Annotated in this window: 26 protein-coding genes and 1 tRNA gene; 15 read left to right on the top strand and 12 right to left on the bottom strand. The window is 61.3% G+C overall.

What is annotated here, in order from left to right; translation table 11 throughout:
* The first annotated feature begins 27 nt into the window (after positions 1–27).
* The 3 genes from rfbB (at position 28) to rfbA (ending at position 2,708) form a co-directional block, all read left to right on the top strand.
* A complete protein-coding gene (gene rfbB / locus CRD13_RS04995) occupies positions 28–1,020 on the top strand; it encodes a dTDP-glucose 4,6-dehydratase (RefSeq protein WP_016421999.1) in 993 nt (330 codons plus the stop codon).
* Between the two features lie 102 nt (positions 1,021–1,122).
* Positions 1,123–1,812, top strand: a complete 690-nt coding sequence (locus CRD13_RS04990) for a dTDP-4-dehydrorhamnose 3,5-epimerase family protein (protein WP_016422000.1) — start codon at positions 1,123–1,125, stop codon at positions 1,810–1,812.
* A 20-nt stretch (positions 1,813–1,832) separates the two neighbouring features.
* Positions 1,833–2,708, top strand: a complete 876-nt coding sequence (gene rfbA / locus CRD13_RS04985; protein WP_016422001.1) for a glucose-1-phosphate thymidylyltransferase RfbA — start codon at positions 1,833–1,835, stop codon at positions 2,706–2,708.
* On the opposite strand, the gene CRD13_RS04980 is transcribed toward rfbA, so the two are convergent.
* A complete protein-coding gene (locus CRD13_RS04980; protein ID WP_016422002.1) occupies positions 2,705–2,971 on the bottom strand; it encodes a hypothetical protein in 267 nt (88 codons plus the stop codon). The two genes, rfbA and CRD13_RS04980, sit on opposite strands and share 4 nt — an antisense overlap.
* Positions 2,972–3,165: 194 nt before the next feature.
* Between CRD13_RS04980 and CRD13_RS04975 the strand changes: the two genes are divergently transcribed.
* Entirely contained in the window at positions 3,166–3,561 is a 396-nt protein-coding gene (locus CRD13_RS04975) for a DUF4229 domain-containing protein (protein ID WP_049172358.1), read from the top strand.
* Here CRD13_RS04975 and CRD13_RS04970 read toward each other — a convergent pair.
* Genes CRD13_RS04970 through menE form a run of 3 tightly spaced genes read right to left on the bottom strand, consistent with a single transcriptional unit; the run spans position 3,558 to position 6,829 of the window.
* Positions 3,558–4,718 carry an alpha/beta fold hydrolase gene (locus CRD13_RS04970; protein ID WP_187401355.1) on the bottom strand — a complete coding sequence of 387 codons (1,161 nt, stop codon included), beginning with the start codon at positions 4,716–4,718 and terminating at the stop codon, positions 3,558–3,560. The genes CRD13_RS04975 and CRD13_RS04970 overlap by 4 nt on opposite strands.
* A 9-nt stretch (positions 4,719–4,727) precedes the next feature.
* A complete protein-coding gene (locus CRD13_RS04965; RefSeq protein ID WP_049190557.1) occupies positions 4,728–5,624 on the bottom strand; it encodes a 1,4-dihydroxy-2-naphthoate polyprenyltransferase in 897 nt (298 codons plus the stop codon).
* 56 nt (positions 5,625–5,680) lie between these two features.
* A complete protein-coding gene (gene menE / locus CRD13_RS04960; RefSeq protein ID WP_070546365.1) occupies positions 5,681–6,829 on the bottom strand; it encodes an o-succinylbenzoate--CoA ligase in 1,149 nt (382 codons plus the stop codon).
* Positions 6,830–6,931: 102 nt separating this feature from the next.
* Between menE and msrA the strand changes: the two genes are divergently transcribed.
* Together msrA and CRD13_RS04950 are read left to right on the top strand one after the other, a co-directional pair.
* Entirely contained in the window at positions 6,932–7,588 is a 657-nt protein-coding gene (gene msrA, locus CRD13_RS04955; protein ID WP_016422007.1) for a peptide-methionine (S)-S-oxide reductase MsrA, read from the top strand.
* A gap of 99 nt (positions 7,589–7,687) precedes the next feature.
* Positions 7,688–8,869 carry a hypothetical protein gene (locus CRD13_RS04950; protein ID WP_016422008.1) on the top strand — a complete coding sequence of 394 codons (1,182 nt, stop codon included), beginning with the start codon at positions 7,688–7,690 and terminating at the stop codon, positions 8,867–8,869.
* A 23-nt stretch (positions 8,870–8,892) separates the two neighbouring features.
* Here the strand turns inward: CRD13_RS04950 and CRD13_RS04945 are convergent, their stop codons facing one another.
* The 6 genes from CRD13_RS04945 to CRD13_RS04920 all read right to left on the bottom strand — a co-directional run bounded on the left by CRD13_RS04945 (position 8,893) and on the right by CRD13_RS04920 (position 14,685).
* Positions 8,893–10,326, bottom strand: a complete 1,434-nt coding sequence (locus CRD13_RS04945; protein WP_070429277.1) for a hypothetical protein — start codon at positions 10,324–10,326, stop codon at positions 8,893–8,895.
* Positions 10,323–11,066, bottom strand: coding sequence for an ABC transporter ATP-binding protein (locus tag CRD13_RS04940; RefSeq protein ID WP_070604626.1), 744 nt, complete (start codon positions 11,064–11,066; stop codon positions 10,323–10,325). Before CRD13_RS04940 ends, CRD13_RS04945 begins: the two co-directional genes overlap by 4 nt.
* 116 nt (positions 11,067–11,182) lie before the next feature.
* Complete coding sequence (locus tag CRD13_RS04935) at positions 11,183–11,869, bottom strand: response regulator transcription factor (RefSeq protein ID WP_246815967.1); 687 nt, start codon at positions 11,867–11,869, stop codon at positions 11,183–11,185.
* A gap of 73 nt (positions 11,870–11,942) precedes the next feature.
* A complete protein-coding gene (locus CRD13_RS04930; RefSeq protein WP_187401354.1) occupies positions 11,943–13,172 on the bottom strand; it encodes a sensor histidine kinase in 1,230 nt (409 codons plus the stop codon).
* Between the two features lie 33 nt (positions 13,173–13,205).
* Complete coding sequence (locus CRD13_RS04925; RefSeq protein WP_187401353.1) at positions 13,206–13,886, bottom strand: alpha-ketoglutarate-dependent dioxygenase AlkB; 681 nt, start codon at positions 13,884–13,886, stop codon at positions 13,206–13,208.
* A gap of 16 nt (positions 13,887–13,902) precedes the next feature.
* Positions 13,903–14,685, bottom strand: a complete 783-nt coding sequence (locus tag CRD13_RS04920; RefSeq protein ID WP_048759274.1) for an SDR family oxidoreductase — start codon at positions 14,683–14,685, stop codon at positions 13,903–13,905.
* A gap of 141 nt (positions 14,686–14,826) precedes the next feature.
* Here CRD13_RS04920 and arfB point away from each other — a divergent pair, with 141 nt between their 5' ends.
* A complete protein-coding gene (gene arfB, locus CRD13_RS04915; protein WP_101738934.1) occupies positions 14,827–15,270 on the top strand; it encodes an alternative ribosome rescue aminoacyl-tRNA hydrolase ArfB in 444 nt (147 codons plus the stop codon).
* Positions 15,271–15,310: 40 nt separating this feature from the next.
* Positions 15,311–16,237, top strand: a complete 927-nt coding sequence (gene pdxY / locus CRD13_RS04910) for a pyridoxal kinase PdxY (RefSeq protein ID WP_232250834.1) — start codon at positions 15,311–15,313, stop codon at positions 16,235–16,237.
* A gap of 65 nt (positions 16,238–16,302) precedes the next feature.
* On the opposite strand, the gene CRD13_RS04905 is transcribed toward pdxY, so the two are convergent.
* Positions 16,303–17,283, bottom strand: a complete 981-nt coding sequence (locus CRD13_RS04905) for a 1,4-dihydroxy-2-naphthoyl-CoA synthase (protein ID WP_187399989.1) — start codon at positions 17,281–17,283, stop codon at positions 16,303–16,305.
* Between the two features lie 13 nt (positions 17,284–17,296).
* Between CRD13_RS04905 and CRD13_RS04900 the strand changes: the two genes are divergently transcribed.
* The 5 genes from CRD13_RS04900 to CRD13_RS04880 all read left to right on the top strand — a co-directional run bounded on the left by CRD13_RS04900 (position 17,297) and on the right by CRD13_RS04880 (position 22,713).
* On the top strand, positions 17,297–18,322 hold the full coding sequence (locus CRD13_RS04900) for an o-succinylbenzoate synthase (protein WP_187401352.1): 1,026 nt from the start codon (positions 17,297–17,299) through the stop codon (positions 18,320–18,322).
* A gap of 101 nt (positions 18,323–18,423) precedes the next feature.
* A complete protein-coding gene (gene menD / locus CRD13_RS04895) occupies positions 18,424–20,238 on the top strand; it encodes a 2-succinyl-5-enolpyruvyl-6-hydroxy-3-cyclohexene-1-carboxylic-acid synthase (protein ID WP_370549611.1) in 1,815 nt (604 codons plus the stop codon).
* Positions 20,239–20,305: 67 nt separating this feature from the next.
* Positions 20,306–20,797, top strand: coding sequence for a DUF3592 domain-containing protein (locus tag CRD13_RS04890; RefSeq protein WP_016422033.1), 492 nt, complete (start codon positions 20,306–20,308; stop codon positions 20,795–20,797).
* Between the two features lie 4 nt (positions 20,798–20,801).
* Complete coding sequence (locus CRD13_RS04885) at positions 20,802–22,010, top strand: glycosyltransferase family 1 protein (protein ID WP_049172337.1); 1,209 nt, start codon at positions 20,802–20,804, stop codon at positions 22,008–22,010.
* Positions 22,011–22,020: 10 nt separating this feature from the next.
* Positions 22,021–22,713 carry a demethylmenaquinone methyltransferase gene (locus CRD13_RS04880; protein WP_187401351.1) on the top strand — a complete coding sequence of 231 codons (693 nt, stop codon included), beginning with the start codon at positions 22,021–22,023 and terminating at the stop codon, positions 22,711–22,713.
* Between the two features lie 51 nt (positions 22,714–22,764).
* Here the strand turns inward: CRD13_RS04880 and CRD13_RS04875 are convergent, their stop codons facing one another.
* Positions 22,765–24,117 carry a geranylgeranyl reductase family protein gene (locus CRD13_RS04875; protein ID WP_222866655.1) on the bottom strand — a complete coding sequence of 451 codons (1,353 nt, stop codon included), beginning with the start codon at positions 24,115–24,117 and terminating at the stop codon, positions 22,765–22,767.
* 118 nt (positions 24,118–24,235) lie between these two features.
* Between CRD13_RS04875 and CRD13_RS04870 the strand changes: the two genes are divergently transcribed.
* On the top strand, positions 24,236–25,291 hold the full coding sequence (locus CRD13_RS04870; protein WP_049172333.1) for a polyprenyl synthetase family protein: 1,056 nt from the start codon (positions 24,236–24,238) through the stop codon (positions 25,289–25,291).
* A gap of 180 nt (positions 25,292–25,471) precedes the next feature.
* Positions 25,472–25,553 (top strand) — tRNA-Tyr (locus CRD13_RS04865).
* Positions 25,554–25,630 lie beyond the last annotated feature (77 nt).

Here is a 25,630-nt window from a genome sequence, read left to right as displayed (position 1 = left end):
ATCGCCGGGTGAACTAGAATCGCTTCCATGCGCGTTCTCGTCACCGGTGGTGCCGGCTTTATTGGTTCCAACTTCGTTCTCCGCACTCTGGCTACACGGCCCGATGTGAATGTCACGGTGCTGGACGCTTTCACCTATGCCGCGAACCCTGCGAGCTTGGATGGCGCGGACTGTGAAATCATCCGCGGCGATGTTCGTGACGCGGAGCTGATCGATCGCCTCGTGCCCCGCTTCGACGTGGTCGTCCACTTCGCCGCAGAGAGCCATAACGACAATTCGCTGGTGGATGCCGATCCCTTCGTCACCACTAATGTCATGGGCACCGTGAATCTGGCCAAGGCTTGCGCCACCCACGACGTCCGCCTTCACCACATCTCCACCGACGAGGTCTTCGGCGATCTCGCTCTCGACGATCCAGCACGCTTTACGACGGCCACCGCGTACAAACCCTCCAGCCCCTACTCGGCCTCCAAGGCTTCAGCGGATCACTTTGTCCGGGCGTGGGTGCGCAGCTTCGGGTTGGTTGCGACGATTAGTAACTGCTCGAACAACTACGGGCCGAGGCAGCATCCGGAGAAGCTGATTCCCCGCCAGATCTGTGGTCTGTTGCGCGGTCGTAGCCCTCGCGTGTACGGCACTGGCGAGAATGTTCGGGACTGGATTCACGTCGATGACCACAACGACGCGGTCTGGGCAATCTTGGATTCTGGCGAGGTGGGGGAGACCTACCTGATTGGTGCCGATGGCGAGCGTTCCAACCTCGACGTGGTCGGAGACATCCTGGAGGGCTTCGGTCGTGAGCGGTCCGACTTTGTCCATGTCACTGACCGCCCGGGGCATGACCGTCGTTATGCGATTGACCCCGCATCCATCCGCAGCCTTGGCTGGCAGCCGCGCTACCAAGACTTTTCCGCGGGGCTCGCCGAGACCATCGACTGGTATCGCGCCAACGAGTCCTGGTGGGCGGCGGCCTACGATGCCGCTGAGGCTGGCTACGCGGAGCGCGAGCAGGAGTTGTAGTTCGCTGCTGGGGCATGCCTAGCGAACCCTCAACGCACACTCAGTGCACACTCAACGCGTGCCACAGCCTCAGCCCGGGCGCCCCGTCTACACTTGTTACCCATGAGCCCTAAGAGCACATTCCAGCCCACTTCTATCGACGGCGTTTTCACCTTCGAACCGGTCATCCACGGCGACAGCCGCGGTAGTTTCCACGAGTGGTATCGCCTCGACGCATTCGCCGAGGCCACGGGCTACCCGTTCTTCCCGGAGCAGGCCAACATGAGTGTCTCCGCCGCAGGCGTTGTCCGTGGCCTGCACTTCGCTGACGTCAGCACCGCGCCAGATGGCCACCCCGGCCAGGCGAAGCTGGTTACTTGTCCCGCGGGCCACATCCTCGACATTGCGGTTGACCTGCGTCGCGGCTCCGATACCTTCGGCAAGGTCGAGGTTTTCGAGCTCGACAGCAAGACCCGCCGAGTGGTCTATCTGCCCAACGGCATCGGACATGGCTTCGTCTCGCTTGCCGACGACTCTGTGCTCACTTACCTCACTTCCACCGGTTACAACCCGGAGGCAGAGCGTGCTGTTAGCATCCAGGACCCGACTCTCGGAATTGACCTGGCTGCGCTGCTGGCCAAGGGTGGTCTCACCGACGCGGACATGATTCTCTCCGAGCGCGATCAGAAGGCTCCGACTATCGAGCAGTTCGAGGCCGAGGGCAATAAGCTCCCCAGTGAGTTTGACTGCAAGGATCTTGAGAACATGGCTCGCGACGAGTGGGCAATCGCCAACGAAGCGGCCGGGCAGTAAGGCAGAAAGGCGCGAGCACTATGAAGGGCATCATCCTCGCAGGTGGTACGGGCTCTCGGCTGTTTCCCATCACACTTGGCGTAAGCAAGCAGCTGGTTCCCGTCTATGACAAGCCGATGATCTACTACCCGCTGAGCACGCTGATGCTAGCGGGAATCAGGGACATCCTCGTCATCACCACGCCACATGATGCCCCGCAGTTTGAACGCTTGCTTGGCGACGGCTCGCAGTGGGGCCTCACCCTCACCTTTGCCACCCAAGACGAGCCCCGTGGTCTCGCTGAAGCGTTCATCATCGGTGCGGACCACATCGGCGATGACTCCGTTGCCCTCATCCTCGGCGACAACATCTTTTACGGTGCTGGCTTGGGCACGCAGCTGCGCCGCTTCCATAACGTCGATGGCGGAGCGATCTTCGCCTACTGGGTCGCAGATCCCACAGCCTATGGAGTCGTGGACTTCGACCAAAGCGGCAAAGCCGTGGCGATCCAGGAGAAACCGAAGAAACCACGCAGCCATTTCGCGGTGCCTGGTTTGTACTTCTATGATGCCGAGGTTGTAGAAATAGCTCGCTCGCTGCAACCGTCGTCACGCGGCGAATTGGAAATCACGGATGTTAACCGCGCCTACTTGGAGCGCGGGAAACTGCAGGTAGAGGTGCTGCCGCGCGGCACGGCATGGCTGGACACGGGCACGGTGGACAATCTGATGGCCGCGGGTGATTTCGTGCGCACGATTGAGCAGCGGCAGGGGCTAAAGATTGGCTCGCCGGAAGAGGTGGCGTGGCGCATGGGATTCATTGACGATGCTGCGCTTAGCGCGCGTGCCGACGCCCTCAGCGCCAGTGGCTACGGGGAATATCTACAGCAGTTGTTGCTGCGTGGCAAGGACGTTTAGTCAGTTTCGCCGGGATTATCGGGGTTGTCGTCCTGCTCCCGTTCGCGCCGCTCCTGCAGCTCCTGCTCACGTTTACGGCGATCGAATTCGGCCTTCTTGAGCTTCCAGAGAAACTCCGGATCATCGTCGGGAGCGAGCGGACGGGGTTCCGGTTGCGGAGCGGAAATACGTCGCATGCCGTTGCCGCGACTGCCGGGGCCAAATGCCTTCCACAGCATGACTACGACAAGGATGATGAACAGCAGCAGAATGAGCCGACCCATGTAATAGCTAACCTCCTGGATTTACCGACTAGAATACGCAACGAGTCCCGTAGTGCCCACGAGGGGTATCGCACTGCATGCGGTACGGCGTACAGAGTTCGTTAGGGTACAAAGGAACGTTGGACACGAACAGCCATGGACGCTAACAACGCCCGGGGCGCAGTACAGGCGTAACACGTAGAGGTGAGGGTTTAATGACCAATCCAGCAGAGCAGGACAAGTTGGCTTCTGAGGCTGAAGTGGAGTCGACTCAGGCTCCGGCTTCAGCAGCTCCGAAGCAGTCAGCTCCTAGCTCCAAGAATGCTGGTCGCGGCAATGCCATGAAGGGTCTGTTCTGGTACGGCCTTGCGCGTCTGCTGCTGTTCCTGGTGCTGTTCTTCATTCTGCTCGTGATTATCTACCTCGTTAATGTGCAGATTCCGGCCGCAATTACGGCTGTGTTTGCGTTGATTATTGCGATGCCGCTGTCGGTTTTTGTGTTTCCGAAGCTGCGCGTCCAGGCCAATGAGTCGGTTGCAGTGTGGTCGGAGAACCGCCGCGCGCACAAGGAATACATTGCGCAGCAGATTAAGGACCGCGAGGAAAACTAGCGCACCTTCTCTAACACTCGCTCGATTGCCCGGTTTACCGCTTCCGGAGCCTCGAGCGGCAACATGTGGCCGGCCCCGTCGACTTCAACCAGTTCGGCGTCCGGCCACTTTTCCATAATTAGGTCTGCTTGCTTGCGCGGAGTGACATCGTCCTTCGTGCCCACCAGTACCGCTCCTGGCAAGCCCTCCAAGTAAGGCCCGGCTGCGAACTCGTCGTGATCCTGCAGGTCGTCGAGATATCCCACGAAAGTTTCCAGCGGTGTTTCATTAATCATGGCCGCGTGGAACTCGATGATCTCGTAGTCCGTGCGCCGGGCGAACACCGCAACTGCCAACGACGGCGCCATCAGTGACGCGATTGCCTCGCGGAACTTGCGAATCTCCTTCGGTGAGGACTCAATCGCATTGCGCGCCGCATCCGCCACCGGGGACGCCAGAATCTGCGGCACACCCTGGGCGGCCAGCTTGTCGATAGACGTGGAAATCAACACTACGCCTGCTATCCGACGGCGAATGCTCTCCTCGGCAGCCCGCACCATGTGCAGTGCAATCAAACCGCCTAGCGAATGCCCAACCACGATGAGTTTTCCGGTCGTGGCACGCTCGGCGATCACGGCCAGCGCATCGGCCGCAGCACCTTCGACCGTGCAGAGTGAAGCCGGAACCGCTCCGGTCTGGCCGTGGCCGCGCAGATCCATAGTCAACAGGCGTGCTTCCGGGTGCGACTTGCGCAGCGCGTTGAACTGCCGGTACCAGGACTCACCAGCCAGGGTGAAGCCGTGGACGAAGACGATGGTCACGGGTTCTTTGGCGGGTTCGCTAGGTTCAACCTCGTACCAGTGCACCGGAATATCGGTGGTGACAGCATCCGGCTTGTCGCTGGCCTTCCGCTCGTCGTCCTTGGCCGCAATCTCGGCCGTGACCGGTGCGGTCTTGATATGCACCACGCCGGTTGACGTGAGATCGGTGAGTCCCGGTTCACGGGTCTGCGAATGCAGCGCACCGTGCTCCAGCGCCAGTCGGCGGCGTCCCGATTTGGTCAAACGCAGAGCAGCGCTGCGGGCGAAAGCTGGAGCCTTGGCTGCTGTGTCGCCAACTCGGGTTGCGGCCTCCTGGACGTCGTCAAGCGCCTTGTGCATCAGTGTGCGGAAATCCATCGGTGCCCCTTAGCTGAGAGCGAGCGCGAGTGCCGTGATGACGGACCAGACAAGCATCATCTTGCCGGTAAGCCCCAGTACCGGGATGAGCTCCTTGCCCTTCTGATGCATGCGAATTGGCTCGGAGGCCTTCACCCACAGCGGCACGATGAGCAGACCCACCAGCGCCCATGGGCGCCAGAAAGCGATAAAGATGCTGGCCAGCGCGGGCATGAGTGAGAGAATCTGCCAGACGATGCGGGTGCGGAAGTCGCCCAGGCGAACTGCCAACGTGATCTTGCCGGTGGCGGCGTCGGTGGGGATGTCGCGCAAGTTGTTCGCCAGGTTCACGGCAGAAGACACCGAACCAATACCGATTGCGCAGGCCAGGCCGACCCAAGACAGCGAGCCCGTCTGGGTGAATTCCGTGCCGAGCACCGCGACGAGACCGAAGAAGACGAAGACCGAGACCTCGCCAAGTCCGCGATAACCGTAGGGATTTTTACCGCCGGTGTAGAACCACGCAGCCGCGATGCACAGTGCACCGACCAGAATGAGCCACCACGCGCTCATCAGGGACAGCGCCACACCGGCAAGACCGGCGACACCAAAGGAACCGAACGCCGCGTACTTCACAACCTTCGGCTCGACCAGACCAGAACCCGTCAGGCGCAGCGGGCCCGAGCGGTCATCGTCAGTGCCGCGGATGCCATCGGAGTAGTCGTTGGCGAAGTTCACGCCCACAATCAACGCCCACGCGACAACCAGCGCGAGCACCGCACGTCCCCAGATAATCGGCGCGTGCGTCGATGCCGCTCCGACACCGACGATGACCGGCGCAAACGCATTCGCCCAGGTATGGGGGCGCGCGCCTTCCAGCCAATCGCTTAACGACGCCGTTGCAGGACTCTTTGGTGCTTCAGACATGAATTAATAATAGGACGTGACACCAAATGCCTTGAACTAATGCGTGTCTGAATGAGCTAAAAGAGCGCCGCGACTTTCTTCCGGTCGACCTTGCCCGGACCAATCAGTGGCAGAGCCTCCACACGACGCAGGTCCTTCGGAATCATCCAGTGATTGATTCGCCCGGCGTCTTCAGCATCGCCGAGCTCGTCCATAATATCGCCGAGCTCAGCCGTGCCTTCATACGCTGCGACGATGGCTTGGCCGAGCCGTGGGTGCGGCACGCCCACCACGCAGGCACCTGTTACTCCGTCGATGGCGAGCAGTTCACGTTCGAGAACTTCCGGGTGCAGTTTCAACCCGCCGGAGTCGATGATGGTGTCCAAGCGGCCCGTGATGACCAGTCGGCCATCGCGGATCTCGCCCGCATCGGAGGTGGCGAACCAACCTGGTTTATGGAAAGCCTCGTGACCGGGCGCGTTGCGGTAACCGTGTGCAATCATCGGCCCGCCCAGCCAAACACGACCATTTTCGATGGCGACCTGTGCACCCTCGATGGGCTGTCCGTCGTAGACGCAGCCGCCGGCTGTCTCGGAGGAACCATAGGTGGTTACGACGTTGATGCCGAGCTCTTCGGCCCGCGCTGCCACCTGCGGGTTCAAAGCTGCGCCGCCGACAAGGACGGCATCAAACAGGCGCAGGGCTGCCGCACCAAAGGGTTCTTCCATAGCCTTGGCCAGCTGCATCGGAGCCAGCGACGTGTAGGCGCGATCGCTGGTGAGGGTCTCGGCGCCGTCGGCGAATGCGGCAACATCAAAACCGTCGGTCACATCCACACACACCGGATCCGTGCCAGCGAGCAGCGAACGAATGAGAACCTGCAGGCCAGCGATATGGTAGGCCGGCATCGCCAGCATCCACTGTCCTTCACCGCCGAGCCACTGATGTGTAGCGGTAGCAGAGGAGACCAAGTTATCCACCGTCAGCTGTGCACCCTTCGGTGTGCCGGTGGAACCGGAAGTGCCGACAACAAGCGCGATGGACTCATCAATCGGCTCACCTGCGCGTTGCGAGTTCCGCAAGATTGAGGCGCGCGTGCCGTCGTGAAGCGGAACGGGAAGAAGAGAGACCTCACCGTCCAGCGCGGCGCGGAGGTCGGGCAGGATGGCGGTCGGGTCGTGGGGATTGACGGAAAGCAGGCTGAGCGTACGCACAACCCAAACCATAGCCCGTGTTGTGCCGTAGTTTCTGGTGGCGAGGTCGGAACAATCGTGGCCTCGGGCGCGTTGCGCAGACCAAAGACAGTCATAGATAGAAAGGCGTAGAAGATGGGTTGGATTTTTGGCAGGTCCGCAGAGCTGGTGCCGGAAGATGAGGCGCTCAAGGGCGGCTCGCACCCGGTGTTGGAAAATCCGAAGCCGCATGCGGTGCTCGGCACGCCGATCACCGGCCCATGGGAGGAAGGCCAGGAGGTCGTCTACATCGGGATTGGCTGTTACTGGGGCGCTGAGAAGCTGTTTTGGGAAACACCGGGCGTGCTCAGCACATCGGTCGGGTTCGCCGGTGGCGTGACGCCAAATCCCACCTACCGCGAGTCCTGCACCGGACGCACCAACCACACCGAGATTGTGGAGGTCGTCTACGACCCGGAGCAGATTAGCTTCGACCAGCTGATCGCCAAGGCCTTCGAAGCCCACGATCCCACGCAGGGCTACCGCCAGGGTAATGATGTCGGCACGCAGTACCGTTCCGCGATCTACACGACGACGCCCGAGCAAGCGCGCCGGGCACAGGAGATCGCCGATGCCTACGCGCCGAAGCTTGCCGACGCTGGCCTGGGGGCCATCACCACGGAGATTAAGCCACTCGCGGAGACTCCGGCAGGGGAGTACTACCGAGCCGAGGATGAGCATCAGCAGTACTTGTTTAAGAATCCGAACGGCTACTGCCCAGTGCATTCGACCGGCGTGGCCTGCGGAATTTAAAGGCGAAGCTTTTTAGAACGGTCAGTCGCGATTAGTAAAACTCACTGAGAAAAGTAAGGTGGTTATATCAATCAGATAGTCGAATAGGAGTGAACCCTTGTGGTGAAGCAAGTACTGCGCGTTGCATTTGCCTTCGTCGGCGTGGTCGTCGGCGCGGGCTTTGCGACGGGTCAGGAAATCATGCAATACTTCGTCGCCTTTGGCATCAATGGTGTCTGGGGTGCCGTTCTCTCAGCGGTGATCATGAGCCTGATGGCGATGATCATTTTGCAGCTGGGAAGCTACTTTCAGGCCAGCGAGCACGGCGAAGTTTTCCGACGCGTATCGCACCCCATCTTCTCGCGAGTACTGGACATTGGCGTGATTATCACGCTCTTCGCCACAGGGTTCGTCATGTTCGCCGGTGCCGGTGCCAACATGGAGCAGCAGTGGGGCATCCCCGTGTGGATCGGTGCCGTAATCATGGTGCTGGTTACCATTGCAGCCGGTTTCCTCGATGTTGACCGAGTGACCACAGTGATCGGTTCCATCACGCCGTTTATCGTCGGCTTTATTCTGCTGGCCAGTGTTTATACGCTGGCGTTCACCGATGCCACCCCAGCCGCGGAGCAGGCAGCTGCCGTTGCGGAAGTCCCGACCACTCTGCCGAACTGGGTTGTCGCCGCAGTGAACTATGTCGGTTTTAACCTGATGGTTGCGGTTTCCATGGCGATTGTTATTGGCGGTAGCCTGTTCAATCCCCGCGCCGCTGGAGCCGGTGGGTTTACCGGTGGTTTGATCTACTCCGCGATGCTGCTGATCACCACCATCACGTTGTTCCACACTGTTGGTACCGTCGCCACCGATGCCGTGCCAATGCTCACCGTCATTAATCGACTGCACCCGTGGCTAGGCCAGGCCATGGCCGTGGTAATCCTTGGCATGATCTTCAACACGGCACTTGGCATGTTCTACGCACTGGGGCGTCGCGTCACCGCAAATCACCCGGAAAAATTCAAGATTGTCTACGTCGCGCTGGTCTTGCTCGGTTTCGCCTTGAGCTTCATGGGCTTCCAGAACCTAATCGGTTGGGTCTACCCAATCCTGGGCTACATCGGTCTGCTGCTCATTACTGTCATGCTTGTTGCCTGGTTGCGCGGCCGCGAGCGCATCAGTGAAGAGACTTCCCGCCGCAAGCGCATCTTCCGCCTGGTCCGCCGTGGCCGGAACAAGGAGGCCCGCGAGGAGATTGAAGACTCCAACCTCAGTGTCGAAGAGGTCCGCGAGGCGATCGAGGAGTAGGTGGGGTGCTCGCGGCACCGCTGTCAATCTTGGGATCGGATGGCCTTTAGCGATGTCGCCCGAGCCCAAGCCGCGAAAGCCACGATCACAATGGCGGATACGAGAACCATCGACGGCCACCGCTCGGGGTAATCACGTACCACCCAGGTCCATCCCCATTCCGAGGTCCACCACAGCGGTGAGGCGCTGAGGACATCACCGCCAACCATCACCGCCCAACCGCCGAGCGCGACCGAGACAAAGATTGCGGCCGCCACACTTCGACGCGCAATTAAGCCGGTCACGGCCACAATCATCGCGGCCACAAGAGACGCGATTATCGCCTGGTACGGCCAGGGGTTAATGCCCGTCTGGCTATTGGTCTCGCCGCCTGCACCACTGATAACCACCGCAACCACCAGCACCGGCAGGAGAAACGCCATATCCAAGGCAAACAGTCGGAGCGTGATGCTGCGTCGCGCACGCCGATACATCAGTGCTGGCCAGGCATCGGCTTGCGAAGTCCATGTCATGATGGCCACCACGGTTGCGGCCGTCGGCACGCAGACGAAACTCAGCAGCCCCAGCGCATACTCCGGGTTCCACACCACACGCACGACCGCAAGTCCGGCAAGCATCAGCGCTGCGAGACTCCACCAGGTGCGCCAGGGAAGGGTCGCGCTCATGCCATGGCTTAACGACGAAGTGCTGCGTTCCCGGCCCGTCGGCAAGCTGAGAGATTTTCCGTGCGCAAGCAATGCGATGGCAAATAGACCTAGCCCGAGGAGTAAATGCAGCAACGCGGGCGGCAGGATGGCGATGTTCCAGATCTCGCTGTCGGCGGGAGCCGAGATGGAATTAGCCTGCACTCCGTGGATAGGTAACGTTGGGCGGATTGCCCAGGTCCACGGGAGAACTTTCCAGTTTGGGCTCATGGCGTCCAGTGTTCCTGCGATGGCCCAAGCGATGGAAGCGAGCGGAGCGAGGAAGAGAGCTGCGCGTGGCACAAGGCGCCATAGGGCAAGGCCGAATGCCCAGAAGACGAAGAATGACAACGTGCTAAAGAGCGTGAATTGCGATGCGGTGCTCACGCTCCGGGCAAGGAGTGCAGCCATCAATGCGTGACCGAGGGCCGCGGAGGCGATGACAGTAGCGGCGCGCGCGAGGAGCACTCGAGTGCTCGAGATATTGCGCCAGATTAGGCCGCCTTGGCGGAGCTTTTCTTCACGGTTTTGGCCGACGACGGCCGTAACAGCAGCCAGGGGAGGAAGCAGGATAAGCGAGTAGATGTGGGCGCTCGCCATGGCGGTGGCGTCAACACCTGTAGAAAAGACCATGCTGACCAGCGCGATTGCCACCATGATGATGGGCAGAAACATGGTGAGCGACCACTTTGCCCGCAGTAGCTCGGCTCGCAAGTAGCGGCGAGAAGGAACAGTGCGCGTGTACAGGGGGCGAGTGTGCGGTTGAGTGCTCATCGGGCAACACCTACTGCGGTGAAGAAAGCCTGCTCGAGGGATTGACCAGCTGCCGCAAAGTCAGCCAGCGGGCCTTCGTAGACCAGTCGGCCACCAGCAAGGACGCCAAGGTGGTCAACGCTCTTTTCAACCTCTCCGAGTTGATGGGAGGACACCACGACGGCCTTGCCGCTAGCGGCAAGATTTCGCAACAAGGTGCGCAGGCCCACGATAGCTTCGGGGTCGAGGCCGTTGGTGGGCTCGTCGAGAAGCACAATGTCGGGGTCGGTGAGCAGCGCCATCGCCAGGGAAAGACGAACCTTCATGCCCGTTGAGAAAGCGCGGCCACGCTTGTTACCAGCATGAAGCCCGACCAAGTCGAGGACTTCGGCGATACGGCTCTTGTCCGTGCCGGTCAGACGTGCGTGCACTTTGAGATTGTCGGTGGCTGAGAGCTGTGGGTAGAACGCCGGGCCATTGATGGAGGCGCCGATGCGGTCCAGGTCGACAACGGACCACGGGTGTCCCGCGATGCTGATTTCACCGGAGTAGGGAATTAGCCCAAGCACCGTGCTCATCAACGTGGATTTACCTGCGCCGTTGAGTCCCAATAGCCCGTAGACCTCGCCGGCGCGGACGTTCATATCGAGGCCGTTCAGGACAGGTTCGTTCTTGCCGTAGGAGACAGTGATGCCGCGCAGCTGGAGGAGGGGAGCGGCGGCGTCTGCGGAAGGGCCTGAGGTGGGGGTTGGTGCGTTCATGCCTTAAGTAATAGGAGTGTTTGGCACGGTTCGCGCCCTCCCTGAGGATGAGGTGGCGGAAATATCCTCCCTAGGGAGGAGGCGATAGCGAGGATGACGGTACCAGCGAGGAGAAGCTACAGCAGCCCGTTTTTCGCAGCCCAAATGACAAGATCCACGCGACTGCGTGAGCCTGTCTTGGTCAACAGGGATTTCACATGGGTTTTCACTGTCGTCGTGGCGACAACCAACCTGCGAGCAATTTCGTCATTGGAAAGCCCTTGGCAGACGAGGTTCAAAATCTCCTGTTCGCGGGGTGTGAATTGGGTTCCTGTGTGAGTGGGGTCTGAGTCAGCGCCATGTGTCGAGAACGCTCTCGCTGGCTGTCCTGAGTGCGGTGCGCGCGGTGAAACATGCCGCAACACCATCGGCGTCACCTTCGGATCGATGACTCCTTCACCACGGTGGATACGCATGATGGCCGAAAGCAGCTCACGGGGATTGGAGTCTTTGAGCAAAAAGCCTGCGGCCCCAGCTTCTAAAGCGCCGAGCACCAGGTCTTCTTCGCGGAAAGTGGTCAGTACCAAGACTTTTGGAGTGGAAGCGCGAGCCGCACCTCCGGACGGCACGCCTTGCACAATCTGTCGTGTGGCCTCGATACCGTCCATCACGGGCATTCGAATGTCCATGACGACCACATCGGCTCCGGAGGCACGACGCACAGCCTCGGCGCCGTCGCCCACGGCACCAATGACTTTCATCTGCGGGTGGGCATCAATAAGCTGCGCGAAAGACTGCCGAATCAAAGCCTGATCTTCAGCCACTAATACTCGAATTACATCCATTGCTCGTCTTTCTCAACAGGATTGACAGTCAGCCCTGCTTCGGTCGAACCGCTTACAGCCGAATACTGACGCGGAACATGCCGTCGCTTTCACCATAAGTCATCTCGCCACCGAGCTGAGCCACGCGTTCTTCCAGACCAATCAGGCCAGCGCCAGCTCGCTTCCTGGGTTCCAAAGTTTCGCTCTCAGCCCGGTTTGCAGTCACCAAATGAACCCGCGCCGGGCTGTCATCAGCATCGGCAGGTGGATCGATTGTCAGTGCCAGCTGACCAGCGCCCGATGAGTGCTTGGCCATATTCGCGGCCAACTCCGTCACTGCCCGCACCAAAGTCAAACGCTTCGCGAGTGGCCAATCCGCCAGGTCCCCATAAGACTCCGGCAGAGTCACCGAAACATCGCGACCCGGCGGACAAACAGCCGAAACTAGACGCGGAATCTCATTCGGGTCAGCGCTAATCTCGCCGCCTTCACGTAATGCATCGACAAGCGCATGCACATCCCGCAACGATTGTTCTGCGGTCTGGGCAATACCTTCCAGCGTGGTCTTTTCAGCGGCGGATTTCGCTCGGGAGTCATCCATCTCCGCCAGGTACAGCGCGGTTTGGGCCTGAACCTTGATAGAGGTGAGTCCGTGCCCCACGACGTCGTGAAGCTCCCGGGACAACTCCAGTTTGTTGCGCGCTACGACGTTTTCCAACTCCGCGGCATGTTCCTCGGCGTTGATTCGGAGCCACAGGGGCACTGCGTACGCGCTCGCCGTAATGAGCACCGCCGGCAGACCGAAGACCAACAGTCGTTCCGGGGTAAAGCCGAAGGCAGGAACTGCCGGGTTGAGGAAGCTGCCAATCAACCCTAAAAACAGCCCAACGATGCCCCAGGTGCGATTCGGTTCCCACCTGGTCACAGCCCATAGAGATAGTGGGGCAGCAACAATAATGGGGTCTAGCCCAAGGTTCACTGGGGATAGCCACACCAGCAGGGCGAGACCCGCTAGGGCACTGTACGTAACCACAAACGATGCGCGCACTGCTTTACGACGAAACGCTGCGGCCCCGGCAATCATCGCGGACAGAATCACATTGGTGACATAAGTAAAGCTCGGGCCATAAGTAAGTAGCGGCGTCATGCTCAACCAGCAGCACAGCAGGAAAGCAGTCGCAATAGCGAGATCGGCAGTTGGGAACGAGCCGACAAAGAAACGTACCCGGCTGCGCCAGTCGAGTGGGGCAGGGGTCTGCGCGGTGGCAGGCTGTGCGTGCATGGAGGAAGCGGTGCGCTGCATGTGTCTAGGCTAGCGGTCGGTGGCTTGCGCGGTTTAGTGTGAGTTTTCCACTTGCCGGAATGTGATATTGATGCGGCCTTCTTTAAGCCCGCACCCCTCCGGCAAAGTGCCGCGACGAGTCTTGGGCACACCATGAAACGCAAGCCGCTTCGGACCACCAAACACAATCACATCTCCGCTGGTGAGAGTCACGTCATCCCAGGGTTTGTTGCGGTTTTCAGTCCCGCCAATGCGGAACAGGGCCTCATCGCCGATAGAGAGTGACACAATCGGGGCAGGGGAGTTTTCGTTTCGGTCCTGGTGCATCCCCATGGTGGCCCCGGGTGGGTAGTAGTTGACCAACGCCATGTCGGGCCGAAAAGTGGTGGGCCACTGGTTGAGGGATTCGTCGTAAAGCGCGGCGGCACGAAGTGCTTCGGTGGCGAGCTGTAGCAGATTGTCAGGCACGGGCGGGACGCGAACGCCGCCTGCGTGCGTGACGTAGCGGTAGGGATTTGTGGCCCACATGCGGCCGAGATGCAGCATAAAGACCTGCATCTGACCACTTTTGAGCTGCGGGCGAGTCATGGCCAGGGGAGTGCCGGCAACGTCGCGGGCGATGTCGCGGAGTTGCGTGATGATGCCCGCCTGCCGCTCCAGCGTAAGCCACCCCGGCAAATGAACAACTCCCGGCGTGATGCGGGCATCGTCGCGCGGGAGTTGATCAAAGAGCATAGGTCTAGTTTGCCTCTTAACCCGCGATGATTGCGTTAACCGGGCGTGAAAGGAACTGCGGACCAATCTTGCCCAGGTAGCGCAGGATAAAGTCCGCTGCCGACACCGAGTAGAAGTGACGCTGGCGCTCAATGAAGTTCTGCGGGTGCGTTGCCTTCCACACGGCATCCGCAACCTGGTCCGGCGTAATGCGCACGCCAAGACGACGGGTGGAACCGGCGGAAACGTCCGCCAGCTTGGTCTTCGCCCACAGCGGCATGATTGCGACGACGCGGATCTTGTCCTTGCGCCACTCCAGATCCAGAGCCTGCGTCAGACCAGAGACGTAGAACTTCGACGCGGAGTACGGCGCGATGTGCGGCTGGCCGTAAATGCCCGAAGCCGAACCCATGTTGACCAGGTGAGACCCCTTAGTGCGCTTCAGGTACGGGTGCGCCGCCTTCGCGCCCAGTGTCAGGCCGGTGCAGTTGATGTCCACCTGCGCGCGGATAATCTCCGGTGACTGGTCAGTGATATCGCCATCGCCGATGATGCCCGCGTTATTGTCCAGCACCGTCAGCTTGCCGCCGGTGTGGGAGGTGAAGTCCGCAAGCGCGTCCTCCCACTGCTTAAAGTCCGTCACGTCCAGCTTGCCGACGATTACCTCCGGGCGCTCAGCCTTGAGCTTCGCCAGGGCATCCTCATTGATGTCGTAGACGCCGACGGTCCAGCCTGCAGCCAGGAACTTCTCGGCCACCGCGCGGCCAATGCCCTGCGCGCCGCCGGAGATGAAAATGGACGGGGAATCAGAAGTGGCCATGGTGTCTCAATCCTGCCTTTTCTTGCTGTTTTTATAAGTGGATAAATGTTATTTGCCAGCTTAGGTGAGTATTTGTTGTTTAACCGCGGATTAGAGAAAACGCGCCCCGATTACAAACGCGCCCTGGCTACACTGGCCACCATGCAACCCCTGAACATCCCACCAGGTCCCGGCATCCCCAAGGGCCTCGTCATCCCCGCGGCGGAGCTCACCGAACGCTTCGCGCGCTCCGGAGGGCCGGGCGGTCAGGGCGTTAACACCACGGACTCCAAGGTGCAGCTATCGGTCGATATTGCCGAGCTCAGCATGCTTTCCGACGTCCACCGCCGCCGCGCTCTCCAGAACCTCAGCCACCGACTCGATGGCACGACACTCACCGTGTCCGTCACCACGCAGCGCTCCCAGGTACGCAACCGTGCGGAAGCCCGGCGTCGCCTGGCCGATCTCATCCGGGAAGCCGTGCAGCCACCGCCTCCGAGGCGCCGGCGGACTCGACCGAGTCGAGCCTCGGTTGCCCGTCGTAAAGCACAGAAGCAGCGCAGATCCGAGCTCAAAGCCAGCCGACGTCGCCCCAGCGCCTACTAGGGAATATGGGATTTTCGCGCATCCGTTGCAATATAGAGGAATGAACGAAAATCAGGTCCCTACCGAAAAGGCAGCTGAAGCCGTCGCGGAGTTCAACCGCGTGCCCTCGATCCTGTCCATCCAGTCGCATGTGAGCTACGGCCATGTGGGTAACTCCGCTGCCGTTTTCCCGCTGCAGCGCGCAGGTTTTGAAGTGTGGCCGGTCCACACCGTCGATTTCTCCAACCACACCGGCTACGGCCAGTGGCGCGGCCCGATGATTCCGGCCACGGATGTGCGCGAGGTTATCAAGGGTATCGATGAGCTGGGCAAGCTTGACGACGTCGATGCGATTATCTCCGGTTACCAGGGCGGTAGCGATATTGCGGATGTCATCATCGAGGCCGTGGCGATGGCCAAGCAGCGCAACCCGAAGGCCATTTACTCGTGTGACCCGGTGATGGGAAATGCCAAGAGCGGCTGCCACGTCTCGGATGACATTCCGCCGCTGCTGCGCGACAAGGTTGTGCCGGTGGCAGACGTGATTACGCCGAACCAGTTTGAGCTGGGATACCTGACGGGCCGCGAGGTCAACGACCTGGAGTCCACCATTGCGGCAGCCCATGCTGCTCGTGAGATGGGCCCGGAGGCCGTGCTGGTCACCAGCGTGCTGCGTCCGGAGCGCAAGGAGGGCGAGATTGAGATGCTCGCCGTCAACGGCTCGGGCGCATGGCTGGTGGCGACGCCATACTTGCCGCTAAAGCGCAACGGCTCCGGCGATGTCACGGCTGCGCTGTTTGCGGGCAACCTGCTGCGCGGTCGCGGTATTGACGGTGACCTGTCGGTCGCGTTGGGCAACACCGCGGCCAGCATCTTTGAGCTGCTGAAGGTCACGCACGAGTCCGGCTCTGGCGAGCTGGAGCTCGTGCGCGCGCAGGAGGCCTACGTTCACCCGGAGCAGCGTTTTGAGGTTACGAAGGTTCAGTAGGGCTGGGGTGCAGTAGGGCTGGGGGCTCACGCCGCTAAGCCAGCCCTAGCAGTGTCCCAACAGGCCTAGTAATAGAACGGGAACTCGTCCCAGTTCGGGTCGCGCTTTTCCAGGAACGCTTCCTTGCCCTCGACGGCCTCGTCGGTCATGTACGCCAGGCGAGTAGCCTCACCCGCGAAGACCTGCTGACCCATCAGGCCATCATCGGTCAGGTTGAAGGCGAACTTCAGCATGCGCTGCGCTGTCGGGGACTTACCGTTGATCATGCGACCCCACTCGACCGCGACATCTTCCAGCTCAGCGTGGTCCGCGACCTCGTTGACAGCACCCATGCGGTGCATGGTCTCAGCGTCGTAGGAGCGGCCGAGGAAGAAAATTTCGCGGGCAAACTTCTGACCAACCTGCTTCGCCAGGTAGGCCGAGCCATAGCCGGCATCGAAAGATCCCACGTCAGCGTCGGTCTGCTTAAAGCGAGCCTCCTGGCGTGATGCCAGCGTCAGGTCACACACCACGTGCAGGGAGTGTCCGCCACCTGCGGCCCAGCCATTGACCACGGCAATGACAACCTTCGGCATAGTGCGAATTAGGCGCTGCACCTCCAGGATGTGCAGGCGACCTCCCTCGACCTTGGCGCGCGCGGTATCGATGGTGGATGCGTCCGCGGTAGCGTCGTCATGCTCGTGGGACGTTGCGTACTGGTAGCCGGAACGACCGCGAATGCGCTGGTCACCGCCCGAACAGAATGCCCAGCCACCGTCCTTGGTGCTCGGGCCGTTACCGGTCAGCAGCACTACGCCGACATCCGGGGTGCGGCGCGCGTGGTCGAGCGCGCGGTAGAGCTCATCGACGGTATGCGGGCGGAATGCGTTACGAACCTCCGGGCGATCAAACGCAATACGCACAATACCGTTCTCGCGGCCCTCGCCGACGTGCCGGTGGTAGGTGATGTCGGTCAAATCCTCAAAACCATCAACCGTCTTCCACTGCTCGGGGCGGAAAGGGGTATCGGTCGAGTACTTCGCGGTATCAGTCATGGCTTCCAGCATAAAGGTCTCTAGCATGAGGGGTATGTCTGTGTCCGCTGCGCCCAACATCAAGCTTCCGCCAATCGACGACATCCTCAACCGCGCCCACGTCGTCGCGCTGCCCATGGCAGTGAAATTCCGTGGCGTCACTACCCGCGAGGCACTCCTCATCGACGGCCCCGCCACCTGGGGAGAGTTCGCGCCCTTCCTGGAGTACGAGGCACCCGAGGCCGCTGCGTGGTTGCGCTCGGCCATCGAATGCGCATACGTCGGCCTGCCCACCCCGAAGCGCGAGTTTGTCGAGGTCAACGCCACCATCCCCGCCGTCGCACCCGACCAGGTGCCGGAGGTCGTGGCGCGCTACCCCGGGTGCCGCACGTTTAAGGTCAAGGTCGCAGAGAGCGGCCAATCGCTTAACGACGACATCGAGCGCGGAGCCGCCGTCCGCACCGCGGTGGCGGAAGCCTATGGCTATGAACCTGTGGTGCGGGTGGATGCGAATCGTGGCTGGTCGGTGGAGCAGGCCATCCGCGCCGCTCATGAGTTGGGTCCGCTGGAGTACATGGAGCAGCCCGTTGCGACTGTCGCCGAGCTCCGCGCGGTCCGCGACACAGTGGGGGAGTTTTGCCCGATTGCTGCCGATGAGTCGATCCGCAAGGCCGAGGATCCGTATTTGGTTGCGCGCGAGCAGGCTGCTGACGTGGGCGTAATGAAGGTTGCGCCGCTTGGCGGGCCAAGCCGTTTGCTTCGGTTGGCCGAGGAACTGGAGATGAAGGTGACCGTCGCCAGCGCCTTGGACACCGGCGTTGGTATGGCCGCCGGTTTGTTCACGGCGGCGGCCCTGCCTGCTACCGAGCTGCAGCCGGAGCCGAACGCGGCAGGTTTGGCCACGTCCTCGCTGTTTATCGAGGACGTCATCGAGCCCCGGCCACTTATCGATGGCCGACTGCCCGTCACCAACCCCGCTCCCGACCCTTCCCGCCTGGCCGAGCTCGCCGCGCCGGGCCCCCGCCGCGATTGGTGGTTCGACCGCCTCCGCGCGGCGTATGCCCATCTATAACGCCAAGAAAGTGACTAGGTTTATGACACTTTGAGCCCGAAAAACGGCTTCCAAACTGACATAAACCTAGTCAGTAACTCCCGGCAAGTAGCCTATTGAGTGTGAACAATAACCAGGACACCTCTCAAGACCCGGACACCGGCGCGGTCGAAACCACTCACGCCGTCCAGTCCACACAAGCCCCATCCGCAGTGGTAGCGGGCCTCATCGTCGATGAGCTGCTGCGTCTCGGCATGGTCGATGCCGTGGTGTGCCCGGGTTCCCGGTCCGCCCCGCTCGCCCGCGCTCTGGTCCAGGCCGCCGACGCGGCGAAGGTTCGCCTCCACGTACGTATCGATGAACGCTCCGCCGCCTTCCTCGCCCTCGGCCTGGCCTCGCGCACCCGCAAGGTGACCCCGGTAATTACAACGTCCGGTACAGCAGTGGCGAACCTCGTGCCCGCCATGGTGGAAGCCACCGCGTCGGGCATTCCGCTGCTGGCACTGACCGCCGACCGCCCCGCGCATTATCGCGGCACTGGCGCGAACCAGACCATCGTCCAGGACCGCCTGTTCGCTGATGCCTCCGTCGTCGAGTTCGATCTGGACGGCACCGCCCCGGTCACGAAGGCCACCGCCGCGCAGATCCGCGCTCGCATTGATCGCGTTGTCGCCGCCATGGCATCCGGCGCCGGCCACCTTAACGTCCGTTTTGTCGAACCGCTCGTGCCTGACGACGACTCCGTCACCGACATCCCCGAGGGCCGCGCCGATGGCGGCCCCTGGACCACGATTGCGCCTACCAACAGCAACAACGTCGGCGTGGCCGCCACCGCAACCGGCCCGGCCAACGCGGCTAGCACAGCCACAATTGACATCAGCCGCCGCACACTCGTGATTGCGGGTTCGAATGCCTCGCACCTGCCAGAACTGGAGGATCTGCCAACCATCGCTGAGCCGAATGCGTATGCGCCGGCGCACCCGGTGCACCCGCTCGCGGCGGGCACTTTCGCGCAGATTCCGCCGGAGCAGATTGTGTTGGTCGGCAGGCCGACGCTGCACCGAGGTATCTCTAAGCTGCTGGCCAATCCGGATATCGAGCTGACCGTTGTCTCCGAAGCGGAAAACCACGGTTTTGGGGTGGAGTTCCCGGATGTGACGGCGAACGCAAGGGCCGTCGTTAGGCATGTGCAGACTGTGGGGGAGCAGGACCCGCAGTGGACGAAAATCTGTGAGGCCGCCAGCGAGTTGGCGGTGAAGTCCGTGCGAGAGACGCTTACCGAGTCGATTGAAGCGGAGGAACCGCTGACCGGATTTCATGTGGCGGCGGCTCTGACGGACAGCCTGCGCACGGGTGACAACGTGGTGCTGGGCGCGTCGAACCCGGTGCGCGATGCGTCGTACACGGGCCTGCCTTTCCCGGGCGTGAACACGTATGCGGGGCGAGGTGCCGCGGGTATCGACGGCACGGTGGCGACGGCAATCGGTATTGCGCTGGCATCCGACCGCGAACATGCCGACGAGATTCGCCCGCCGCGGACGATTGCGCTCATGGGTGACCTGACGTTCCAGCACGACTCTGCAGCGCTGGCGATTGGGCCGTTGGAGCCGAGGCCGGAAAACCTCACCATCGTGGTGGCCAATGATGCCGGTGGCGGTATTTTCGAGACGCTGGAGGCGGGCAGCCCGACCCTGCGGGGAAGCTTTGAGCGCATCTTCGGCACGCCGCAGGACGTGGACTTTGAGGGCATCTGCCAGGCTTACGGGGTCGAGCACGTGCGTGTTGACCGCCTCCCAGATCTGCTCGCGCAGTTGCACCCGGATACCGACGTCGATGGCATCCGCGTCATTGAGGTGGCGACCACGCGTGCGACGCGTCGGCAGTTGCATCACAAGCTGGCATACAATGCGGAGATTGGGGTGCTGGACAAGTACTAGCCGGCCGGCAGCATCCGATCAGAGCTGGAAACAAGCAGAGACAGAAAAATAGGAGGTCGCGACCGCCATGCAGTGGAAAACTGCCCTGGCCAATTGGCCGCGCTTCCTTCGTCAGGTACTGCTCTTTGTAATGATTTGCCTGTTGCTGTCGTGCCTGGCCATGGTGGTTGGCTGCTTCATTAATGACCGCAATATCGAGTCGAACATGGGGCAGTCCGTAGCCAACGTGCGCTCGGTCGAGCTCCTTCGCACCACGGTTGATTTCGTCGACGAGAATGGTGATTTTCAGTCGCCGCCAACCGGTTTGCTCTATCCCGTTGGTCTGGAAGAGGGGCAGCGCGTCCGCGTCGAATACGACCGCACTGATCCCAATGTCGTCCGCGTCGCCGGACGCACATGGACGCTGTCACTTCTCCCGGCGACCAGTATCGCTGTGGTTGCATTTCTCGTCGTCGCGCCGTTGTGGTGGTTGTCGTTGCGCGCAACCCGTCGTTTACAAAGAGATCCCCAAAAGGTAAACAGAGGGTCACTTTCGCTTTCCGACGAGATGGAAAACTAGCACCATGCGCGTTGCCATCATTGCTGAAAGCTTCTTGCCCAACATCAATGGAGTGACAAACTCCGTGCTGCGGGTGTTGGAACACTTACGCCGTGAAGGACACGAGGCGCTGGTGATTGCGCCGGGTGCTCGGGACTGGCAGGAAGAGGCAGAGTTCTACTGCGACTACCGCATTGAGCGTGTGCCCACTGTGATGGTGCCGTTGATTGATTCGCTACCGATTGGTGTGCCGAACCGTCGGGTAGCGTCGGCGCTGACGCAGTTTAAGCCGGATGTTGTCCACTTGGCTTCGCCATTTGTGCTCGGTGGTGCGGGCGCGCTGACTGCCAAGGCACTGGGCATCCCGGCTGTGGCCATCTATCAGACGGACGTTGCGGGTTTTGCCAAGAACTACAAGTTGGCGGGGCTCTCCACGGCCGCATGGTTGTGGACGCGCGTGATTCACAACTCCTGCGCCCGAACGCTGGCGCCGTCGTCGCCGACTATTGAGGACCTGCAGGATCACAAGATTCGTGATGTCTACCGCTGGGGCCGCGGTGTTGATGCGGTTCGCTTTACTCCGACAAAGCGTAGTGAAGAGCTCAGGAAGCAGTGGAGCCCGGAGGGCAAGCCGATTGTTGGTTATGTCGGCAGGCTCGCGGCGGAGAAGTCTGTGGAGCGGCTGGCAGCGCTGAACGGCCGCGATGATATCCAGGTGGTCATTGTCGGCAATGGCCCGGAGCTGCAGAAGCTGCAGAAGCAGATGCCGAATGCCGTCTTTACCGGACAGCTCACCGGCGATAAGTTGGCAGCGGCATTCGCCAGTCTGGACGTGTTCGTCCACACCGGTGACTTTGAAACCTTCTGCCAGGCGGTACAGGAAGCCCACGCCTCCGGTGTGCCGGCCATCGCTCCGAACGCAGGCGGCCCGCGCGACCTGATTACCAACGACGTCAACGGCTACCTGCTGGAACCCAAGACTTTCACCCGCGATCTGTCTGAGGCGGTCGACAAGCTACTGCTCGTCGACGATGAGCTGGCACGCAAGCAGCTGCGCAACCGCTGCCGCGACACCGTGACCGAACGCACCTGGGAAGCACTGTGTGCAGACCTGGTTCGCCACTATGAGGAGGTTTCTGGGGTTTCCGCGGCCGAGACGTCAAGCAAGGTCGCAGCAGATGCGATTGATGCCTCCCATGCAGGTGCTGCTACGCGTCAGAAGTCGGTCGCGTAATCTGGACATCGTGTCTAGGGCTGATTTAACGAAAAATCCCAGCGAAGTCGCCTCGATGTTCGACGGCGTGGGGAAGAATTACGACATCACTAATACCGTGCTCACCGGTGGCATTGACCACTACTGGCGCGTGCGCACGGCAAAGCGCCTGAACCTGCAGCCTGGCCAGAAAGTCCTCGACCTGGCCGCCGGTACGGCTGTTTCATCAGTGGAGTTGGCAAAGTCTGGCGCATACGTCGTTGCCTGTGATTTCTCCCGAGGCATGCTCAAGGCCGGTGCACACCGCGATGTTCCCAAGGTCTGCGGTGACGGCATGAAGCTGCCATTCCCGGACAACACCTTCGACGCGGTGACCATCAGCTTCGGTCTGCGCAACATCGTGGACTACAAGGCGGGCCTCGCTGAGCTAGCTCGCGTGACCAAGCCCGGAGGCCAGCTAACAGTCTGTGAGTTCTCCACCCCCGTGATGCCGGTGTTCAGCACCTTCTACAAGGAATACCTGATGCGGGCACTGCCGCAGATCGCCAAGGTTGTCTCCTCGAACCCGGAGGCCTACGTGTACTTGGCGGAGTCGATTCGCGCCTGGCCAAACCAGCCGCAGCTTGCCCGCGACATCAATGCCTTTGGCTGGGAGGATGCCGGTTGGCAGAATCTCACCTTCGGTATCGCAGCGCTGCACTCGGCAACCAAGCCCGTGGAGTAGCTCGCTAGCTCGCAATCGGGCTGGGTCGCAGGGCCCGTCGTAAAGCGATTCCTACTGCCAGGGCTGGCGTCCGAAGCACTTATCGGAGGCCAGCGCTGCTCTCCCCGAAGCGCGCCAGAGTCGCGCCACTACGTCGCGGTCGTGTTCCGTGACCAGGTTTCCCATCAGGCGTGCGGCAACACCCATGAGCTGGCTTCCCCACGGGGCGCCGATGGTCAGCGGGCCGACCGTGGGAAGGAAGTTCGGGTACGTCAGCGTCAGCGCCAACTTGCGAGCCAGCGAGAAGCCGGTGCCGTAGTGCTCGCGAAGTAGGGCGGGCCAGGAGTGCGTCAGCCCATCGCGGCCCGCACCAATCGAACTAATCAGCTCCACTGCCAGTCGCGCCGACTCCATGCCGTAGTCAATGCCCTCACCGTTGAGCGGGTTGACTAAGCACGCAGCATCACCGAGCAACGCCCAGTTGGGCCCCGCCACATTCGATACAGCACCGCCCATCGGCAGCAGCGCCGACGTCACGTGCTCCGGCTCGCTCATCTGCCATTGATCGCGCACCTGTCCGTGGTACTCGCGCAGCAACTTCTTCACATTCGTGCGCGCCGGGCGTGCCGACGTCGCCAGCGCCCCACACCCCACATTCGCCCGGCCCTCGCCCAGGGGGAAGATCCAGCCATAGCCCGGGTGCGTCTGGCCATCGGAGTCGCGCAGTTCCAGGTGCGAGTGAATCCAGTCATCCGCTACGTCTGCGCTGTCGAAGCTGACATACGACCGTGCGGCCACGCCAAAGACGCTATCCCGATGCCACGCGCGCCCCAGCTGCTTGCCGACGGTACTTCGGACCCCATCGGCCACGAGCAACCAACGGGCCGAGATGGTGTGAGGCTTGCCCTCGCGGTCGGAAAGCTCCACCGCGCGCACACCGTGCCCTCGCGTGCCGCCAGTGTTCAGCGCTCCGAGAATTACCTTCCGCGCAGCGACCCCATCGAAGACCTGTGCACCGGCATCGGCGGCGGCATTGAGCAAGAAGGTGTCGAGCTCAACTCGCGGCATCGCGGATCCGACAGCGGGAAAAGTGCCGGAGGCATCATCTGGCCAAGGTGCGGTGATGGAGCCGCCGAAGCCGTGCAGCTTGAGTCCGCGGTTGCGGTTGCGGCGCAGGAGCTCGTCGTCAAGCCCTAGACGACGTAGCTCAGCGATGGCACGAGGAGTGAGCCCGTCGCCACAAGTTTTGTCGCGCGGGAAGCGCTGGGAGTCGACCACAGTGACCGAAAAACCGGCGCGGGCGGCGTGAATTGCGGCTGCGGAGCCGGTGGGGCCTGCGCCAACAATGAGCACGTCAGTGCTGCTGGGTAGAGCGACGGTGCCGTCGAACGTGGGGGAAACTCGCGAAATCGGGCTTGAGGTCATTGCCCCAGCGTATAACGACGTTGAAACAAATATGGGAACTGGTCTGCTAGCCACTATGCTCGTAAGGTAGTTTATTTAGCAGTTTCTTATCTTTTATCGTCAGTTAGGCAGGTCTCGAATGCGTACTGGAGACTACTCCGGGCTTAGTTCCGGAAGTGCTCAGGGCACTGGTGAGCACACCGCCACTAGTTCTCACTTCGTTGATGAGGCGCTGGAAGCAACAATCACCGAGGGAATGCGCAAGAGCGAGGACCTCCTGATTACCGAGCTGGGGCGCGGCGAGGACTTCCTAGTCGAACGGGTTTCCCACCTAGCTCACGCTGGTGGTAAGCGCTTCCGCCCGATGTTTACCATGCTGGCCGCGCAGTTCGGGGAGAACCCGGAGAGCGATAAGGTCATCACCGCCGCGACGGTGCTGGAGCTGACGCACCTGGCGACGCTCTACCACGACGACGTCATGGATGAAGCGGATAAGCGCCGCGGCGTGCCCTCCGCAAACTCGCGCTGGGACAACACCGTCGCCATTCTGGCCGGTGACTACCTCTTCGCTGCTGCGTCCCGCCTGCTGGCAGAGCTCGGCTCCGAGAGCGTGGCTCACTTCGCTGAGACCTTCGGTGTTCTTGTCACAGGTCAGATGCGAGAGTGCCTCAACGACTTGGACCTGCCGATAGAAGAGCGCATCGAGCGCTACCTGAAGGTCATTGCCGAAAAGACCGGTGTGCTCATCGCATCGGCCGGTTATCTCGGCGCCTATCACGCCGGTGCGTCGGCCGAGATTTCCAACGCACTGCGCCGCTATGGCGAACTAATCGGTATCGTTTTCCAGATTGTCGACGACATTATCGACATCTCCTCCAATACCGATCAGTCCGGCAAGACTCCGGGCACTGACTTGCGCGAGGGCGTCTTCACGCTGCCGGTTCTCTACGCGCTGCAGGAGGACACCCCAGCCGCTGACCGCCTCCGTGAGATTCTCGTCGGCCCAGTCTCCGACGACGCGCTTGTCGACGAGGCCCTCGAGCTCCTGGCTCAGACCAACGGTGTGGCTCGCGCGATGGAGAAGGTCAATGAACTGCTGGATGAGTCCGACCGCGTCATCGCTGACCTTCCTGACTGCGCGGCCAAGGAGGCCCTGCGTCACGTTGCTCGCTACACCGTGGAGCGCGTGGGGTAGTGGATTGAGCTCCATCGGCGAGATGGGCCTAGGGGCGAGCACTGCTCTGAGGTGAGCTCTCCTCTGGGCTGAGCTCTGCTGAGGGGTGAATCCAGGTAGGGAAATATCCTCTCGACCTGCCGATTTGTGTAAATGACAGAGTAGTGGGTAGCATTCCATTCGCACCGTTTAAGAGTGCACGCCAGATTGCCCGAGCGGCCAAAGGGAGCGGATTGTAAATCCGTCGGCATTGCCTTCGTTGGTTCGAATCCATCATCTGGCACAGTGAAATCACCGCGAGAACTTTCTCGCGGTGATTTTTTTGTAGGGGCCGTTGGTGGGGATGCGGGGCGGGGGTTT

It is taken from the genome of Corynebacterium sp. LK26 (assembly GCF_014335085.1).
GTDB classification, from domain to species: domain Bacteria; phylum Actinomycetota; class Actinomycetes; order Mycobacteriales; family Mycobacteriaceae; genus Corynebacterium; species Corynebacterium jeikeium_D.
Note: the sequence above shows the minus strand (reverse complement) of the source record. Positions and strands in the feature narration are given on the sequence as shown.

What these genes read in the sequence shown, in the direction of transcription:
- rfbB (WP_016421999.1), top strand. Translation starts at nt 28, where the DNA reads ATGCGCGTTCTCGTCACCGGTGGTGCCGGCTTTATTGGTTCCAACTTC.
- CRD13_RS04990 (WP_016422000.1), top strand. Translation starts at nt 1,123, where the DNA reads ATGAGCCCTAAGAGCACATTCCAGCCCACTTCTATCGACGGCGTTTTC.
- rfbA (WP_016422001.1), top strand. Translation starts at nt 1,833, where the DNA reads ATGAAGGGCATCATCCTCGCAGGTGGTACGGGCTCTCGGCTGTTTCCC.
- CRD13_RS04980 (WP_016422002.1), bottom strand. Translation starts at nt 2,971, where the DNA reads ATGGGTCGGCTCATTCTGCTGCTGTTCATCATCCTTGTCGTAGTCATG.
- CRD13_RS04975 (WP_049172358.1), top strand. Translation starts at nt 3,166, where the DNA reads ATGACCAATCCAGCAGAGCAGGACAAGTTGGCTTCTGAGGCTGAAGTG.
- CRD13_RS04970 (WP_187401355.1), bottom strand. Translation starts at nt 4,718, where the DNA reads ATGGATTTCCGCACACTGATGCACAAGGCGCTTGACGACGTCCAGGAG.
- CRD13_RS04965 (WP_049190557.1), bottom strand. Translation starts at nt 5,624, where the DNA reads ATGTCTGAAGCACCAAAGAGTCCTGCAACGGCGTCGTTAAGCGATTGG.
- menE (WP_070546365.1), bottom strand. Translation starts at nt 6,829, where the DNA reads ATGGTTTGGGTTGTGCGTACGCTCAGCCTGCTTTCCGTCAATCCCCAC.
- msrA (WP_016422007.1), top strand. Translation starts at nt 6,932, where the DNA reads ATGGGTTGGATTTTTGGCAGGTCCGCAGAGCTGGTGCCGGAAGATGAG.
- CRD13_RS04945 (WP_070429277.1), bottom strand. Translation starts at nt 10,326, where the DNA reads ATGAGCACTCAACCGCACACTCGCCCCCTGTACACGCGCACTGTTCCT.
- CRD13_RS04940 (WP_070604626.1), bottom strand. Translation starts at nt 11,066, where the DNA reads ATGAACGCACCAACCCCCACCTCAGGCCCTTCCGCAGACGCCGCCGCT.
- CRD13_RS04930 (WP_187401354.1), bottom strand. Translation starts at nt 13,172, where the DNA reads ATGCAGCGCACCGCTTCCTCCATGCACGCACAGCCTGCCACCGCGCAG.
- CRD13_RS04925 (WP_187401353.1), bottom strand. Translation starts at nt 13,886, where the DNA reads ATGCTCTTTGATCAACTCCCGCGCGACGATGCCCGCATCACGCCGGGA.
- CRD13_RS04920 (WP_048759274.1), bottom strand. Translation starts at nt 14,685, where the DNA reads ATGGCCACTTCTGATTCCCCGTCCATTTTCATCTCCGGCGGCGCGCAG.
- arfB (WP_101738934.1), top strand. Translation starts at nt 14,827, where the DNA reads ATGCAACCCCTGAACATCCCACCAGGTCCCGGCATCCCCAAGGGCCTC.
- pdxY (WP_232250834.1), top strand. Translation starts at nt 15,311, where the DNA reads ATGAACGAAAATCAGGTCCCTACCGAAAAGGCAGCTGAAGCCGTCGCG.
- CRD13_RS04905 (WP_187399989.1), bottom strand. Translation starts at nt 17,283, where the DNA reads ATGCTGGAAGCCATGACTGATACCGCGAAGTACTCGACCGATACCCCT.
- CRD13_RS04900 (WP_187401352.1), top strand. Translation starts at nt 17,297, where the DNA reads ATGAGGGGTATGTCTGTGTCCGCTGCGCCCAACATCAAGCTTCCGCCA.
- CRD13_RS04890 (WP_016422033.1), top strand. Translation starts at nt 20,306, where the DNA reads ATGCAGTGGAAAACTGCCCTGGCCAATTGGCCGCGCTTCCTTCGTCAG.
- CRD13_RS04885 (WP_049172337.1), top strand. Translation starts at nt 20,802, where the DNA reads ATGCGCGTTGCCATCATTGCTGAAAGCTTCTTGCCCAACATCAATGGA.
- CRD13_RS04875 (WP_222866655.1), bottom strand. Translation starts at nt 24,117, where the DNA reads ATGACCTCAAGCCCGATTTCGCGAGTTTCCCCCACGTTCGACGGCACC.
- CRD13_RS04870 (WP_049172333.1), top strand. Translation starts at nt 24,236, where the DNA reads ATGCGTACTGGAGACTACTCCGGGCTTAGTTCCGGAAGTGCTCAGGGC.